This window comes from Methanospirillum stamsii (assembly GCF_003173335.1).
Taxonomy (GTDB): Archaea; Halobacteriota; Methanomicrobia; order Methanomicrobiales; family Methanospirillaceae; genus Methanospirillum; species Methanospirillum stamsii.
This window is the reverse complement of sequence record NZ_QGMZ01000018.1, coordinates 1-16,301: the sequence shown is the minus strand read 5'-3', so window position 1 is coordinate 16,301 and position 16,301 is coordinate 1. Positions and strand designations below refer to the sequence as shown.

The window sequence follows — 16,301 nt, the reverse complement described above, 5'->3', positions numbered from 1 at the left end:
GAGAAAAATAAGGGGTATCAGGCACGAAATGCCTTAAAATCATAGGTTTCAAAATAATCACCTAACCGGGGAGTTACCGTACCGATAAAGCCTTCTCCAGACCTGGTTGCTTCAACAGTGATAGAATCCAGAGTATACGTAGTACCATCACTATGAGTATTTCGTCCATCTGTACACTTCATTTCCAGCCCACCAGTTCCTGGAGTATATGAGCCGGAGTATGTACCATATCCGTTTGCAGAACCTGTTTCAGATTCAAAAACCCATTCATTCGTACCGGTTACGGAATTATCAGGTGCGATAGTGAATCTTATGGTGTTGATATCCCTGATTGCCGAGGGATTCACTCCACTCGCAACCCCATCATGAATAGCGATATAATTCCCTGAAACCTCATTTGATACCTGGACAGGTTCCGGAGTCGTGGTCTTTGTAGGAGAAGGAGGCGGAGGGGCTGCCTGGGATGAGGCCCTCATAGTTACCGGAAGAACTCCGACATTATTGGAGTAATCAGATTCAACCGCCTCTTTTCCCTGATTCACATAGGCTATCAGATAATACGATCCCGGAGTTACCGATTCGGCAATAGAAAATGAAGCAGTCTTTGTCATGCTTGTTCCGGGATCAGCCCCAAACCCGTGCATATGAGCCAGGAAAGTATCTTTATCAATCTGATAGACAGCATCTTCAGACAGATAGTACCTCACATCAACCTGATGGGCAAACCCATCTCCGGTAGTCGAGACGGTTGTAGGGAATTTATATTCTGTTCCTGATATTATCTCATTTTGACCATCAATCGAGACAATATAGTCCACTTCTTTGGCCGCTCTGATCTGGATTGCATCCTCAATGATCTTGAAGTTCGATCCCTGATTGTTACTGACGGTAAGTTTTACTGAAATTGAGAGAGGACTGTTTTCTCCGGTGAAGATATGAACCGGGTTCTTCTCCTCTGATGTTGTTTTATCACCAAATTCCCAGGTCCATGCTGTCGGATCTCCCAGTGATTTATCCGTAAACCGGACGGTCAGAGGAACCGGACCGGATGAAGGAGAAAACGTAAAATCGGCAGTCGGGACCACCGGAAGCGAAGTATCTGTTACCCGTGCCCACTTTTGATCGGTATCAGATCCGGCAGTGTTCTTCACGGTAAGGATAATCTTGTATGTCCCGGGTTTTGTATAGGTGTGGGTAGTAAATGCCTCGGTACTGGAGGTTCCATCACCAAAATCCCACACTCTTGTGCCTCCGGGATTATACGAGTAGTCAGCAAACCGGAATGTAAATGGATCTGGTGTGTCTTTTTGTGAAACTCCAGCAAGGGCTTCTGGTTTTTCTGTTTCATCGGCTTTATTGACAATAATAATATGAGAGACCTTGTTACTACCCGCATCGTTACTGACTGTCAGAGTTACTATGTAGGAACCCTCTTTCTGGAAGGTATGGGAGGGACTTTTCGCTGAAGAACCGCTGCTCCCGTCACCAAAGTCCCAGGACCAGGATGAAGGATCTCCGGTAGAAGTATCGGTGAAAGAGACTGTTAGAGGAGCAATACCGGAAACAGGAGTTGCATCAAAACCGGCAACCGGTTTTTCCGATGAACCGAGAATCTGAATCGAAATAGGATCACTTCGGTTATTTCCTTCATCTTTCTCCGGAATTGCGTTATCCGGGTCAACAATGGCGCCCAGGTACCAGGTACCTGACTGTGTTCCCACTGGTATTGTGACGCTCAATGTCTTGTATGCATAATATTCATGGAAAATATTATCGTACTGGTGTGAACCAATAAGAGTATCAGAGTTACTTATCTGGGAATCCATGGAGAGGTAAACTCCTACATAAACACCATTCGCATCGGCTGATCCGGTGTTATATACAATATTCTGCAGGGATATTGTATCTCCTGCCTTCGCTGATGACGGGGCCTTCGAGAGCAGGGTAGAGAATTCAGGAAGGGATCCGGAACCTTCGATATGGATTGTTTTCTGGGTTGTATAGGTATTATCACCCTGGTTGATATCAGATGAGAGTTCAATCGTCCCCCTGACATAGTAATCTCCGGTCTCTACCAATGGAGTATACTTGACCGTTGCTGAATGAACCCCACTTGCCAAGATAGAAGGGAGCGGAATAGGATCGAACGTTGCAGACTGAACACCCGAATCCGCAGATATCAGGCTAAATGTGAGAGTCCCGCCGGAAGAAGAAACCTGACCTGAATTGCGGACACTGTAGGCGATTGAAAGGGTCTTTTTATCACCTGAAACGGTTGCGGACGTGATGAGTGGAATCAGGTTTACTCCTCCTCCGGGCTGGATGTCAAATCCCTCTCCGACAATGAGGTTGTTATTCTCTGCAGTCTCGGCTATCTGGTTGGAAGAATCAACTTTTGCAACCGGATAGTAATATTCTGAATAGGCACTTTCAGGAGCAGAAGCAGTACCTGAAACCTGAAGAGTATTACCAACCGATAGTGAACCGAGCGATCCGGTAGCAAAAACGGGTGTTCCGGAAGGAACTATCTTCTCTCTTGAGAGGTAAAAAGCAATCTGACAAGGGCCTGATGCGATTGAACCCTGGTTTTTCACCGTGCATGTCAGGGTGAGCGGCTGTCCGGATACGGCTGGTTTTGAGATCGTAAGAACCATTGGTATCAGATCAGGTTTATCCCCGCTACTTTTCTGAACCCACAGCGGTAACCATGATCTACAGGCCCCGATCACCTTTCCATCTTTCACCGCTTCCAGATAGGATGAATATTCACCATCCGGGGTGTCTGATGGGATGGTAAATGATGCCGGTCCTGATTTGGACTGGGAAGGAGACAGAGAAGAGATCTGTATCTCCCCAAGATACTTGTCCTTGTTCACTCCGAGATAGAATTTTAGAACAAAATTACCAGTTTCAGATGAACCGGTATTTTTTGCTGAATAGGTCTGAGTCAGGATCTCACCCGGACGGATGTAAAATTTCTTTCCGGATTCAGAATCATATGGACCGGTGATCGAGAGTTCAACCTGCGTAGAACCCATTGGAGGGGCATGAGATCCGGAGGGGGTACTGGCAGGTTTTACGGTAGGTTTTGGAGTCGGGGGAGAAGTGGGCGTTTTTGTTATTTCCGGGGTGACAGGAGGCTCCTCACCGGAGATGGAAATATCCAGGTTGTTTGTCTTATAATTCTCAAAATACGCATACAGCGAGTATGTTCCTGCTTTGACATCTTCTGGAACATTAAAGGAGAGAATCCGAGTAATGGTGTTATCTACCTGGTTTGGGACGAGATTGTCATCACCGATCCCTTCAAGTTCAAATGAATCGATTAGAGAAAAGGTGAGAGGGACAGTGAGGCCTGAAGTATCCAGATAGACCGTTATCTGGGTTGGTTCATTTATCTTCACTTTTTCTGACCCGCTTTCTCCGTACGAACCTGAAAGGTGCATGTCAAGAGTCACCTGAATGGTGTCTCCGGGAGCATAACTATCCTTGTCGGTCTGGATCTGCCATTCTGCAAGGGCATTGCCGGATTCAGGGGCTGCACCGATTCCGGTCCAGGTATGCAGGGCATCATCTGACACGGCAACCATCGGTCCGGAGAAGAATGTGCTGTATCCGGAACCTGAAGCGTGAACCGGAACGGCAAACCAGAGTATTCCGAGGAGAACCATGACTATAATCAATCCATCATACCAAGTCTGGGGAATTTTATTTCTGGTTGACATTATTGACACCTCCAATACCGGGATCTATTCCTGTCCCTCCTTAGCCTGACAAACTGACCCTCTCTGTCTTGAAAAATTTTAAATCCAGCAAAATTTTTGAATGATTATCGGTCTGGGCAATACAAACAGCCCGCTGTAGGAAGATGATGCAGGTATCTGATAACCAGAGAGAGATCTGATAAAAAGAAATTAAAATAACAGAGATATAGTGAACCGGACCAATGGAGAGAGGGTCAGGCTGCATATGGAGATATAAGTTAATTAATATAAGATTTATGCCGGTAGAACCGACTATTATAAAGGATTAAATGGAAGGACCTATTGAACTGCTTGAAAAATACTGGGGGTTTCATTCATTTTTACCTCTCCAGAAAGAAATCATCGAGTCTCTTCTGAGTGGTCATGATACATTGGCAATAATGGCAACGGGAAGTGGAAAATCTCTCTGTTATCAGTTGCCTGCCGTCTGCCTGGGCGGTTTAACTATTGTTATATCACCCCTGATATCGCTTATGAAAGACCAGGTTGACGATTTGAATGCAAGAGGAATACCAGCAGCTACGTACAATAGTTCACTTAAGCGTGGCGTCAGGGAAAAGACCGGAATTGATTTGAACCATAATAACATCAGACTGTTGTTTATCTCTCCTGAAAAATGCATGCAACCAGCATTTCTTGAATCTCTAAAAAAGTTGCCAGTCACCCTTATTGCCATTGATGAAGCACACTGCATCTCTGATTGGGGTCATCATTTCAGACCAGAATACCGGCAATTATCTGCCCTTAAACTACACTTCCCTTTTGTTCCAGTTGTTGCATTAACCGCAACTGCGATACCTGAGATCAGAAAAGATATAATTATACAACTTGGATTAACTAACCCTCGCGAATTTATAGGTAGTTTTAACCGGCCTAATCTATTTTACCGAGTTATCCCTAAGAAAAATTCACTTGAAGTGCTTCAAAATTTTGTTTCCCAACACAGGAACGATTCAGGGATCATATATTGTTTGAGTAAAAAAGATACAGAAAAAATCGCTGCCACACTTCAAAAAAATGGATATAATGCTCTGGCCTATCATGCCGGTCTTTCAGGTGAGGTAAGAAAGCAAACACAGGATGCATTTGTTCATGGTACAACTCCAATCATCTGTGCAACAATCGCCTTTGGAATGGGTATCGACAAACCAGATGTCAGGTATGTCATTCATTACGACCTCCCAAAGACAATTGAATCCTATTATCAGGAGACTGGTCGTGCAGGGCGTGATGGACAGCCCAGTGAATGTTTACTCTTTTATAGCAGAGGAGATATCTTTAAAATCCGGTACCTGCTTGAGAGAGATGGAATCAGTGAATACCATGCTGAAATTACATTATCTAAATTACAGGACATGATTCAATATTGTGAATCTTCTTCATGCCGCCGAAAATATGTGTTAAACTATTTTGGAGAGGATTACTCCGGATATAATTGCAATTCTTGTGATAATTGTGTTCCTCCCGGAGAAATGGGAGTAAATAATGAGCACCAGGAAAAAACCATCTCATGTGCATCCCAGTTGCTCACTCATGGCGATAAGGATGCCCAAAAAAGAATCACTAATTATCCTATTTCTCAAGAGAGTGAACCTCAAACCTCTCTGAAACAGATCTTTCAGATCAGCCAGGAGATATCTGACCTAACTGAAAAACTCAGGGATCTCAGGGCTTTGAAAGACGAATTACTCGAGGCAGCCCTAAAGTCAGGTACAAAACAGCAGGGAAATTATGTTCTTCAAAGTTCTATAAGAAGGGTTCGTCAGTTGAATCTTGAAATATTTAAACGATTATATCCGGACGTTTTTATGAAGATTGCATCTGTAACACTAAAAGATGCCGAGGAAATAATTGGAAAAGACAAGGTAACAGATCTTTGTACTTATAAAGAGTCGACAAGGTACACGGTCATAGATTCAGAACAAGGGAAATAATTTTCCCGGTCTTTTAATCGAAAAATAAGCCACATGTGACCAGGAAAGGGAATGCATGGGAAGAACCCACTATGATGATGGGAAAGATAGATGAAGAGGGGATTTCATATATTCAGGAGTGGATGGATGGTTTCAGAAACTCTCTCAATCCTGGATTATTTGGAGTATATGATTCTGTATGTTGAGAAGCAACTGGATTTAGGATTTAATTATGGTCTCTCGCTTCATGGGTATTACTCTTAAGACGACCAATGAAATAACCATCAAATAAGAAATTCCCCGGATCTGTAATCAGATTACACATTAAAGAGATTTATTATCTCCTGGTTTTATCGATGAAATAAGATCCCGGTTTAAATCGAATTTACGGACCGGAAGGATAAACCCGGACCTTTCACCAGCCTGCGATTCGGGAGATTACAGAAAATATATATCCGATGAAATAACCGACAAATAGGATCGAACTCAGATTTAAAAATAAAGCCCGCAATATCGTATTACTACCATTATCCCGTAACCCATGAAAATAAGGGACTGGACCAGTCGGGAATAATCATTGCCAGAAGGGGATATACTTTGCATGTCTTTTTGAATGACTATCCGAATCTGCCGGTTTAATCAGGTCCCTTTTCAGGGTCTCCTGGATAATTCTGGATATCGTGGATGATTCTGTCTCATTCAGACCAAATCGCACTCTCATAGATGCATTCGTCAATACCTGGTTAGATACCGAACAGAGGCTGGCATGCTGGTAACATGCCCGGACCCGTTCATCCCAGTTCATTTCTGAAAAGTCTTTCCTGGCGTATAGTATCGCTTTTGTACTAGATTCATAGCTAATGAAATCGGGAGGAGGAAGAAGTAGACCTTCAACCGATTCGATTACTTTATCAATCCCGCTTCCCCGTTCCTCGCAGATATCAATTCTCCGCATGAACGCAGCCAGTTCTTCATTCCGTGGTTTTGGAGGAATGTCTATGAACCGGAGGGTATCCATCAGCGGTGATCCGGGGTTTGTGATCTCCATCCGGTCATCAAATATCTCAACCATCGGACCGGTCCCGGTGATCTGAAAATCCTGGTGAATAAGGGCATTGGGTATGAGTTCATGGATGGTGATATCAGGGTAGGTGTAGATCTTCTTATTGAATCCGTCCTCGATTAACTCCCTGGTCTGGGTGAGGTCCCTGATATATCGGATTACCTCTTCAAAGGATGATGCATACCCTTCATAAAACAGGTGTTCTTTCTTTGAGCCTGTTCTCCTGATGCCCTCGTATAGGATCACCCGGAGGGATTTACGTTTCAGCGTGCTAAATCCGCTGAGTTTCCGGGCGAAAAGTATTGCCCCCAGGTTGGTAATCGACCACGAGTGAGAGGTTTCTGCCTTAATCAGTCTGTCTTCTTCCAGGCGATGGAGAATCCCGGTTCTATCTGATGGGATGGGAAGGTCGAGGAGTTCAAAGTAAGATTCATACCTGAGCACCCCGAGAACCTGGCATCGCTCATACCGGAGGCGGCTATCAAACTCTCAAAGGAAGTCCGGGAAAAAATCTGCCACAATGCCCGTTCTTTCTCCGGGTATTCTTTCAGCCGTTTCTTGTAACTTCCTACCCTGATGAATTCCTGGTCATGAAAACTGACCGGGGTGTGTGCTGCAGCTGGAATCTCAAGAAGCACTACCGGTTTATCCTGGAACAGGAACTCATAAAACCGGATGTCAATTCCCGGAGCTAACTGGCGCAGTAACCAATTGGTGAGATCTTCACCCTGTTCTTCGCCGATTGCATATTGGGGGGGCGGGTTTCGCTTTTACTTTCAACTTTAACGGGGAGAACAATGTCCCGACCGGGAGCCATGTACCATCTTCCACTCCCCAGATCATCCACCCGTTTTCTTTGCTTTTGAGTGTGGATGAGTTGGCAAGGGCAGAAATATACTCCCCGATATCATGGGGATTGGCATAACTCACCTTGCATTCGATCCATTCCCTCTCATTTCCTCCGGTACGGAGTTCATCAAGGAGCGATGTGAAGATATTAGTGAGGTTTTCCGGTTCGGCCATGGGTATATGAGATGATTCGTTGGTTTGTTCTCCGGATTATTTCTGTCTCACCCATGATGAAATTAAAACACATCAGGTGGCAGGGCCTTCTCATCGACTCGACACAAGGGATTGCATAAGTAGTATGCATGAAGTCAGATACTCTTTTTTTTAAATCGGGCCTTTCGGCCTGCCAAGACCAGTATCTTTCAGGAGGTGGTTATCTGAATAAGACGAACCAGGTGACCGGACCGGAGCATGCGGACTCCTAATGATGCAGGAGAAGTGGGCGTTCATCAGGGTAGCGATACCGTCTGCCCAGGTCTCCAGCGTGGTGCGGATAGAATCGGCATCGTAGTTGGTGAGCGAGATACTGTCACGTTTGAATGATACCCTGAAAATCTCGCCGTTGCTGGCATAACACTTGAGGGCCTTGCTTGATAGGTATCCTCTGAGCTATCCCGTGATGCCGGGACTCCTGATATCATTGCACCGGTGATGGTTGCATTACCGGTGATTCTCTGGTGACGGTGGTGCTTTCGGCTGCCATGCCCGGTTCCTTGACCGGAATCTGTCACACGGTCTTTGCCTCCGCATTCTCGTAGATGATGGAGGCTGCGTAGGACTCTATCGATCGAGGGCACCCTGGTGACTGACTCCACCTGATTCGCCAGAAGGTGCATCCCCAGGTGTTATCGTCCAGGATATCCTGGATCAGTGTGCTTTCCGGGTATAATCAGCAATCGAGACCCTTCAAGGTTCCGGACTGCTGATTTTATGGTGCTCTTCACGGTGAAATCTGCCATTGGTTCATACCCCATTGTTCTCTGCCGCTGCTCGGGGGCATGTGGAGGAATGCAGGGAGTATATACGATTGATCGGGGTCTCAGAATGGCCGGAGATTATGAGTTGGTTTTCTGTTTCCCGTGACCAAAGCCTCATTTGATCTGCAACGTGGTATCTGGAAGAATGTTTCCGGATGAACTAAAGGTCGTCCTGGTTCCATATCCGGACATTGAGAGAGAGGTATTCAGGGGAGAAGAGCATATGAGAATATAATAAAGGAGATCTGCCAGATGAAGAGGTACCAGTTTACAACCCTGATTTGGGAAGAAGACGGGGTGTATGTTTCAAAATGCATGGAGATTGAACTGTCATCCTGTGGTGATACTCCGAAAGAAGCACTTGAGAATCTGCGTGAAGCGATCGATCTCTGGCTGAAGAATGCAGAAGTTCTCGGGCTTTTATCTGATGCTCTTCCCTCTATTACCTCGTCAGAAAAATTCACTTCTGTTATCGAGGTTGAGGCTGCGTGAAATTACCGCAGGTCTCCTCACATACTCTTATTAAAAAATTCAAACGGATTGGCTACCAGGATGCTCCATTCCAGGGTAAAGGGAGTCATGTAGCCCTCTTTAAAGATGCCGACGGTACCAAACTCCTGGTCATCATTCCGAAACGAGATCCGATTCCAATTGGAACCTTGATGTCAATTATGAAGCAAGCAAGGATGGAACGGGATGAATTTTATCTTTTTCTCACCAGCTGACCAATTTATTGCCTGCGGGGGATGATGAAGCCAGCTTTCCCTCCTGATACCATAGTTCAGATTCTGCATAATTCCCTGGTTGAATTGAAGGAACGATACCATGTTGATAACCTTGCCCTCTTTGGCTCCCACGCCAGGGGTGATGTACGGGAGGATAGCGATATTGATATCCTGGAGGACTTTGCTCCAGGTGCTGACCTTCTCGACCTCTCCGGTCTGAAACTCTATTTCGAGGATGTATTTGGCAGGCCGGTTGATGCCCTCCCAGACGGGCAATTCGTGAGGAGCTCAGGGAAACAATCCTTACTGATGCGATTGATATCTGATAACCGGGTTATAATATCCTCGATTTGTTGAGATCACCACATCGTTCTCTGGTACGATGCCAGGCAACACTTTTTCACGAAAAAATTGATGCAACGTGTTTTTTGAAAAAGAAGAGGATGTCAGAGGTATGGCTCACTTTCGACCGGGTGAGGCAATTATCTGTTCTATCCGTTCTGCAAGTTCAGGCATCTTTTCAGCAGCGGTGATAAAGACAAATGCCAAATCGGTTCCAAAATACTGATGCATCAGCATATTTCTCATTCCGATGATCTTTCTCCATGGAATATCAAGATGATAAGCCCTTGTTTCAGCGGATATATGGGTTCCTGCTTCGCCGATTATTGATATCTGTCTGAAACTCGCATCCTGGAGTATCGATGAAGCCATGAAGGCATCTTCATCAACCCCTTGCCTATAATCCATAAATTTTATGGCATGCATCACGGATATGGAGGAGGTTAATACTCTCATCCTTCAGAGTAAATCACCACAGCCTCATCTTTTATCTTATCCTTCAGGTACGGACTGATCGCTCCCTCGCTGAGCAGATCCACTTCGATACCCAGGGCTTCTATCAGGTCTTCCCTCATTCCTCCCAAGTCAAAGAGGTCTTTTTTAGTATGAAATGAGACGATGAGATCGAGATCACTCTCCGGGGTAGGGTTCCCGGTTGCATAACTTCCAAAAACAAGAATTTGTGAAACTCCATGAGGTAACAGGGTATGAATAACCGTGTCTCTGATTGGCTCCGGGATGAGGGAGGATGTATCCGAAATTGTGCTCATTGGTTTTCTCCGGCACCTGGAGGATATCTGGTGTTTTTCAGATGCATATAATTCAGGAATGATTACATGACAGATGAGAATGTCAATCTATAGTTCATACATTGGTCTCTTTAAGTTCTTATTCCTTAACTCTGATTCAGTAATCTTCTTTCAGTACATCAGGAGGTAGGATTACCGATTCATTTAATAACCCATAATACGATCAACAACCTCATCTCATTATTACAGGTGGATATATTCATTGCAAGAAGATAAGACTGCTTTTCAAATAATTCAAAACCTGATTTTTAAGATCTTTCTCAAACCATGAAGAGATTACCTCAAGGCCTGTATGAGCAGGTAATGAATCAGTATTTACAGAACCTGAAAAGTTCTGAACAACAATATGATCTCATCTCCATCCAAGAATCTGAAGATGTCCCCTCTCTTCTCTCTCATTACCTCAGTCCGGTACTAAAAAAATCGCTTACCATATTAGAAGAAAAACACGGACCAGTAAAGGAACAGATAGATCGCTGTAATGAGATCATCAATCAACTATCGATCTGGACTGGAGAAGAATCCCTAAATAAGTGTCGGGTATCTCCTGAAGGAGAAATACTCCTCTCGGTAACTGATATGAGAGGAGATGATAGAAGGTTATCATCACCTCTTCGTCCTATTTCCTCCCTCTCTCAAAGCAGCCTCTTTACTGGATCACATAATGAACCCAGTTTACTTCAGGAGCTGAAAGCGGAGATAGCATCTGCAGATCGGATTGATATGCTCGTTTCATTCATCAAATGGAGTGGAATCAGATTATTGATGGATGAACTCTCCAATTTCTGCAACCATGGGCATCTTCGGGTCATCACTACCTCGTATATCGGAGCAACTGATCTCAAGGCTATTGAGTTCCTTTCAACCCTCCCAAATACCGAGATTCGTATCTCCTATGATACCGAACGAACCAGATTACACGCGAAGGCATACTATTTCTATCGCGAATCTGGATTTTCATCCGCTTATATAGGCTCTTCTAATCTATCAAATCCCGCAATAACCAGCGGTCTTGAGTGGAATGTGAAACTTACTGAAAAAGATGCAGGAGATATTCTCCAAAAGATCTGTATCTCATTTGAGAGTTATTGGGATAACCCGGAGTTTGTTTCCTATGGGGAAAATGACAAGTCCATCTTACAGGAGGCATTGAACCGACAAAAAGGGAAACCTGGAGATGATGACCTTCCGGTTCTGTTTGATATTGTTCCATATTTCTATCAGAAGGAGATATTAGAGCGACTGCTTGTAGAGCGAGAGGTTCATGGTCGATATCGTAATCTGATTGTGGCAGCAACAGGGACCGGTAAGACGATCATATCTGCATTTGATTTTCGAAATTTTGTTCGGAATGGAAATCCACATGCCCGTCTTCTCTTTGTTGCTCATCGGGAAGAGATATTAAAGCAGAGTCTCAGTCGGTTTCGGGTGATCATGCGAGACCCGAACTTTGGAGACCTCTGCATTCGGGGAGTTGTTCCTCAACATATTGATCACTGCTTTATTTCGATTCAGACCTTCAATAGCACGAAATTTAATGCCCTGACTCCTCCTGATTATTACGATTACATCATCGTTGATGAGTTTCATCATGCGGCTGCAGCCTCATATCAGGCCCTTTTACAATATTACCACCCAAGGATTCTCCTTGGATTGACGGCGACACCGGAGCGAATGGATGATCTTGATATTCTCGGGTACTTTGATGGAAAGATAGCCGCAGAAATCCGCCTCCCAGAAGCGATTGACAGAAACCTACTCGCTCCATTTCATTATTTTGGGATAACAGATACTGTTAATCTTGATGATGTGAGTTGGTCACGGGGAGGATATGATAAACAGACATTATCCAAGCGATACACCGGAAATCGTCAGAGGGCAGAACATATTGCCATCTCACTCAATCGGTATGTAACAGATATTAACACAGTTGTCGGTCTTGGATTCTGTGTCAGTATTGATCATACCATCTTCATGAGTGAGACCTTTAATGAGATTGGTATACCTTCCGGGTACCTTACCGGGGAAAGTGATCAGAAAACCAGGAATTCCATTCAATCACAGCTCGTGAATGGGGAGATTCGGTTTATTTTTGTTGTTGATCTCTACAATGAAGGGGTTGATATTCCGGAAGTGAATACTGTTCTCTTTCTCAGGCCTACCGAAAGTATGACTATTTTTCTTCAACAGCTCGGGAGAGGCCTTCGAATTTGTGAAGGAAAGGAATGTCTCACCGTTCTGGATTTTGTCGGCCGGCAGCATACTAATTACCGATTTGATACCAAGTTCAAAGCATTGACAGCTGAAGGAACCACTCCATTATCTGAACAGGTGAAGAACGGAGTATATCTCCTTCCTCGTGGTTGTTTCATCACCCTTGAGAAGGTTGCACGAGAAACCGTCCTTTCACATATTGAACGATCTCTTCTCCGAAGAAATGTCCTGGTCGAAAAGATATCCCGGTTTGAAGAAGAGACTGGAAAGCCACTTTCTTTGAAGATATTTCTTGAACATTATGGGTTGGATTTACACGTAATCTATAGTAAGTCAACTTTTCGTGGATTGTGTGCTGAAGCGGGTCTCTGTGATCGAATCAGCCCGGAAGAGGAGACATGGATGATGACAATTGCCCGGAAAATCGGGCATATTAATTCAGTTTCTTTCATTCAGTTTATCAGAGAGATTCTTAGGGAAAAGGATGTCGTATCTGATGGCAGACGAAAAACCGGGTATCAATCTCATCTGAATATGCTCTATTACTCGATATATTCCAAACCACTTCAAGAGATGGGATATTCTTCTCTTCTTTCTGGATTTCAAGGACTATTCAAGAGTGAATGGATGGTTTCAGAAATTCTCTCAATGTTGGATTATCTGGAGGATACGATTCAGTATGTTGAGAAACCACTGGATTTAGGATTTGATTGTGGTCTTTCGCTCCATGGATATTACTCACGGGATCAGATTTTCGCTGGACTTGGACATTATTCTCCTGATCATTGGAGTACCAAAGGAAAAAGGGAAGGAGTTGTTTATTTTGCTGATAAGAAACTCGATGTGTTCTTTATTACGTTGAATAAGAGTGAAAAGTTTTTCTCATCTACAACGATGTATCATGATTATGCTATCAATGACACTCTGTTTCACTGGCAATCCCAGAGTACGACATCAGAATCCTCTCCTACTGGTAAGAGATATATTCATCACCAGGAGAAAGGGAGTCGAGTTTTGCTCTTTGTAAGGGAGTTCAATAAGATTCAGAATGTATCCCAGCCGTTTTTGTGTTTAGGGACTGCAAATTATGAGCGGCATTCAGGGAGTAGGCCGATGAGTATTGTATGGAAATTAGATGAACCGATTCCGGGTGGATATATGAAAAAGGCAAAGGTTGGAAGTGGGGGAATATGATAATAGGGATTGTTATGAAACAACACTGTGTGAAATGTAAAATTAATCCTCGAATGATCTCTTATGAATAGTGAATACGATTCAATATTCAAAGTGCGAAACCATGGTGCTAGTAATATCCATGGAATTAGATATCAAATTCTATATTCAATATATTGCTCCTTTGAGCTATTAAATGAAAAAAATTCGATACAATCTATACAATTAGAAGGATTAGACGATATTGATTTGGAGATAAAAAATATAAGGACTTTTAAAAATTTTATTCAAGTAAAGCATTCAAGTAAGGTATGGACTGCAAGTAATTTAAAGAGTTATAAAAAAAAGAAAGGTGTTTTGGAGAATTTTATAGAAGAATATCGAGTGTCTCCAGATTCAAAATTTACATTAATTTTAAGTTGTGAATTATCAGATGATATTTTAGAGATTTCGAATTATCATCGATTTGATAAAAAACGAAAATTAACAGTACGTGATAAATTTAGAGAACTCTGCCAATCTGTAAAAGATTCTACAGAATTTGAAGCTGATTCACTTTTATATAATTTGGAAATTATTTCTGTTAATGAAGATAAATTATTTGAACAAATATCCCAATTAATTTCTACTAATTTTGATATTAATTCAGATATATTAAAAATATATCAGCATTTTTTTATTTCGTCTTTCTTTACATGGGCTCAACAGAGAAAAATTATCACCCAATCTGACATTCGAGACATTCCTTTCTCAATTAAGGAAAGTATATCTCGAGAGATTGATTTCGAAGCATTTGGAAAGCAATATATAGAAAAAGTAAACTGGACAGAAAACAATGATGAAGATTTTTTCTTAGGTAAAAATGTCAGACCAGGAATGATTGCCCATGGATTACCAGTAAAACGATTTAAATGGCTTAATAATGTTGAAAAATCATTCACCACAAACAATACATGCATTATTCGTGCTTCAAGTGGTCAAGGAAAATCTACACTACTTTATCAATATGTTTATGATAATTGGCCAAATGATTGTGTTTATTCTTTAAGATTAGCAGAAACTGGAGAGCAAGTTTCTTCTATAATTTCTTTCTTAAATGCAAGAAAAAATTCTCACCTGCCTTTGTTCTTAATCATTGATAACGCGGGATATCGAACGAAATTATGGGCAGAAGTTACTCAAGAATGTTCAAAACTTGGATTTAAGGTAATAATATCAATCAGAAATGATGCCTGGTATAATACTACATATGAATCATATTCTAGTTTTGAAATTATAGAACCTAAATTTGCTTTGGATGAAGCACGATTAATTTTTAATTTTTTTCAAGAAAAGGGACAAATTCATAATTTAGTTGGTTCTCCAGAATATGCATACGAAAAAATAGGATCTGACAAATTTTTAATAGAATATATTTATTTCATTACACATGGATCCTTACTTTTTGACCGATTATCAGAACAAATTCGAGCCTTATCAAATAATGGGGATGATAAAAAAATCGAATTTATTAGATGGGTTTCATTAGCCGAGGTTTTTCATGTTCCTTTACTGATTTCTCCAATGATTAATGCTCTTGCGATTGATATAGATCCAAACTCTTTTCTATCATCTCTTTATGATGAATTTATTACAATTCAGGACGACTCTGTTAAAGGGTTACATTATATTCGTTCATACAATCTCTGTAAAATTTTATTCAAGCACTATCCATCCGTTGAAACTACTGCAATAAATATGATGTCTTCGGTTTCAGAAGTCCATTTAACAACCTTTGTTTTGAATTGTAATTTGTGTAATAAAATAAATAATGAAACATTTATCGAATCGCTTATTTATCATTTTAAAAGTTCCGAAATTTCTACGCAAATAAGAATTCTTTCTGGATTATTTATATTCGGTGAAATGCTTTATTTTAGAGCAAATCATTCTTCATTTCAAATAGCTTTTAATAAACAGGGTTATGGAGGAATATATGGACTTTTATCAACCTTACTTCCTGGACATCCTGTTGATATTATTACTCCTTACAAAAAAATCCATGACTTTTCAGAAAGTATTCAATTTATTGAAAATTTAGAAAAAGAACTTAAAATTGAGAAAAGAGGAAAAGATCTTTGCTATCAGTACCTTATAGGATTAGGAAAAATTATTAATTTTTCAACAATAAGGAAAATACAGGATATTGGTTTATTATTAAAATGGATTAATTTTTGCAATATTAAATTCGAAAATTTTGAAATTATCCATAAAAGAATATTAGGTGAAATATTAATTGATGACTTGTCCTTATATCAATTTTCGATGCTTTCATTAGGATTTTATAGATATGATATAAAAAAATATGAGGAATGGTTTTTGTCTAATTCCCCTTCTATTTTATCATATTTAATGTTCAACATTGATTGCTGTCAACGGCGGTGTAAATATCCCCAACTCAGGCGTTATTTATTCCCCAGTCCATTTAAAGTT

13 protein-coding genes are annotated in these 16,301 nt (G+C 41.8%); 7 read left to right on the top strand and 6 right to left on the bottom strand.

Features of this window, described 5'->3' with window-relative positions; genetic code table 11:
• Positions 1–17 precede the first annotated feature (17 nt).
• Positions 18–3,725, bottom strand: a complete 3,708-nt coding sequence (locus DLD82_RS09040; RefSeq protein ID WP_109940799.1) for a CARDB domain-containing protein — start codon at positions 3,723–3,725, stop codon at positions 18–20.
• Positions 3,726–4,033: 308 nt separating this feature from the next.
• Here DLD82_RS09040 and DLD82_RS09030 point away from each other — a divergent pair, with 308 nt between their 5' ends.
• A complete protein-coding gene (locus DLD82_RS09030) occupies positions 4,034–5,698 on the top strand; it encodes a RecQ family ATP-dependent DNA helicase (RefSeq protein ID WP_109940797.1) in 1,665 nt (554 codons plus the stop codon).
• Between the two features lie 553 nt (positions 5,699–6,251).
• Here the strand turns inward: DLD82_RS09030 and DLD82_RS09025 are convergent.
• Genes DLD82_RS09025 through DLD82_RS09020 form a run of 3 tightly spaced genes read right to left on the bottom strand, consistent with a single transcriptional unit; the run spans position 6,252 to position 7,763 of the window.
• Complete coding sequence (locus DLD82_RS09025; protein WP_109940796.1) at positions 6,252–7,184, bottom strand: ATP-binding protein; 933 nt, start codon at positions 7,182–7,184, stop codon at positions 6,252–6,254.
• The gene (locus DLD82_RS18240; protein WP_342764570.1) at positions 7,091–7,417 is read right to left on the bottom strand and encodes a hypothetical protein; all 327 of its coding nucleotides are present in this window, start codon (positions 7,415–7,417) and stop codon (positions 7,091–7,093) included. The genes DLD82_RS09025 and DLD82_RS18240 overlap by 94 nt, the downstream gene beginning before the upstream one ends.
• A gap of 46 nt (positions 7,418–7,463) precedes the next feature.
• Entirely contained in the window at positions 7,464–7,763 is a 300-nt protein-coding gene (locus tag DLD82_RS09020) for an AlbA family DNA-binding domain-containing protein (protein ID WP_109940795.1), read from the bottom strand.
• A 237-nt stretch (positions 7,764–8,000) separates the two neighbouring features.
• Here DLD82_RS09020 and DLD82_RS19340 point away from each other — a divergent pair, with 237 nt between their 5' ends.
• The 4 genes from DLD82_RS19340 to DLD82_RS08995 all read left to right on the top strand — a co-directional run bounded on the left by DLD82_RS19340 (position 8,001) and on the right by DLD82_RS08995 (position 9,648).
• Positions 8,001–8,132, top strand: coding sequence for a hypothetical protein (locus DLD82_RS19340; RefSeq protein ID WP_281268000.1), 132 nt, complete (start codon positions 8,001–8,003; stop codon positions 8,130–8,132).
• Positions 8,133–8,818: 686 nt separating this feature from the next.
• Positions 8,819–9,058 carry a type II toxin-antitoxin system HicB family antitoxin gene (locus DLD82_RS09005; RefSeq protein ID WP_109940792.1) on the top strand — a complete coding sequence of 80 codons (240 nt, stop codon included), beginning with the start codon at positions 8,819–8,821 and terminating at the stop codon, positions 9,056–9,058.
• The gene (locus DLD82_RS09000; protein WP_109940791.1) at positions 9,055–9,291 is read left to right on the top strand and encodes a type II toxin-antitoxin system HicA family toxin; all 237 of its coding nucleotides are present in this window, start codon (positions 9,055–9,057) and stop codon (positions 9,289–9,291) included. The genes DLD82_RS09005 and DLD82_RS09000 overlap by 4 nt, the downstream gene beginning before the upstream one ends.
• A 21-nt stretch (positions 9,292–9,312) precedes the next feature.
• Positions 9,313–9,648 (top strand): nucleotidyltransferase family protein, encoded by a 336-nt coding sequence (locus DLD82_RS08995; RefSeq protein WP_245920404.1) that lies wholly within the window; start codon positions 9,313–9,315, stop codon positions 9,646–9,648.
• 102 nt (positions 9,649–9,750) lie between these two features.
• Here the strand turns inward: DLD82_RS08995 and DLD82_RS08990 are convergent, their stop codons facing one another.
• Together DLD82_RS08990 and DLD82_RS08985 are read right to left on the bottom strand one after the other, a co-directional pair.
• Positions 9,751–10,041, bottom strand: coding sequence for a HepT-like ribonuclease domain-containing protein (locus DLD82_RS08990; protein WP_181391352.1), 291 nt, complete (start codon positions 10,039–10,041; stop codon positions 9,751–9,753).
• A 44-nt stretch (positions 10,042–10,085) separates the two neighbouring features.
• Positions 10,086–10,403, bottom strand: a complete 318-nt coding sequence (locus DLD82_RS08985) for a nucleotidyltransferase family protein (protein ID WP_109940789.1) — start codon at positions 10,401–10,403, stop codon at positions 10,086–10,088.
• Between the two features lie 342 nt (positions 10,404–10,745).
• Here DLD82_RS08985 and DLD82_RS08980 point away from each other — a divergent pair, with 342 nt between their 5' ends.
• Positions 10,746–13,850 carry a DUF3427 domain-containing protein gene (locus DLD82_RS08980; protein ID WP_245920403.1) on the top strand — a complete coding sequence of 1,035 codons (3,105 nt, stop codon included), beginning with the start codon at positions 10,746–10,748 and terminating at the stop codon, positions 13,848–13,850.
• Positions 13,851–13,913: 63 nt separating this feature from the next.
• Positions 13,914–16,301, top strand: a 2,388-nt coding sequence (locus DLD82_RS08975; RefSeq protein WP_219968324.1) for a hypothetical protein, incomplete at its 3' end; no start/stop codon positions are given.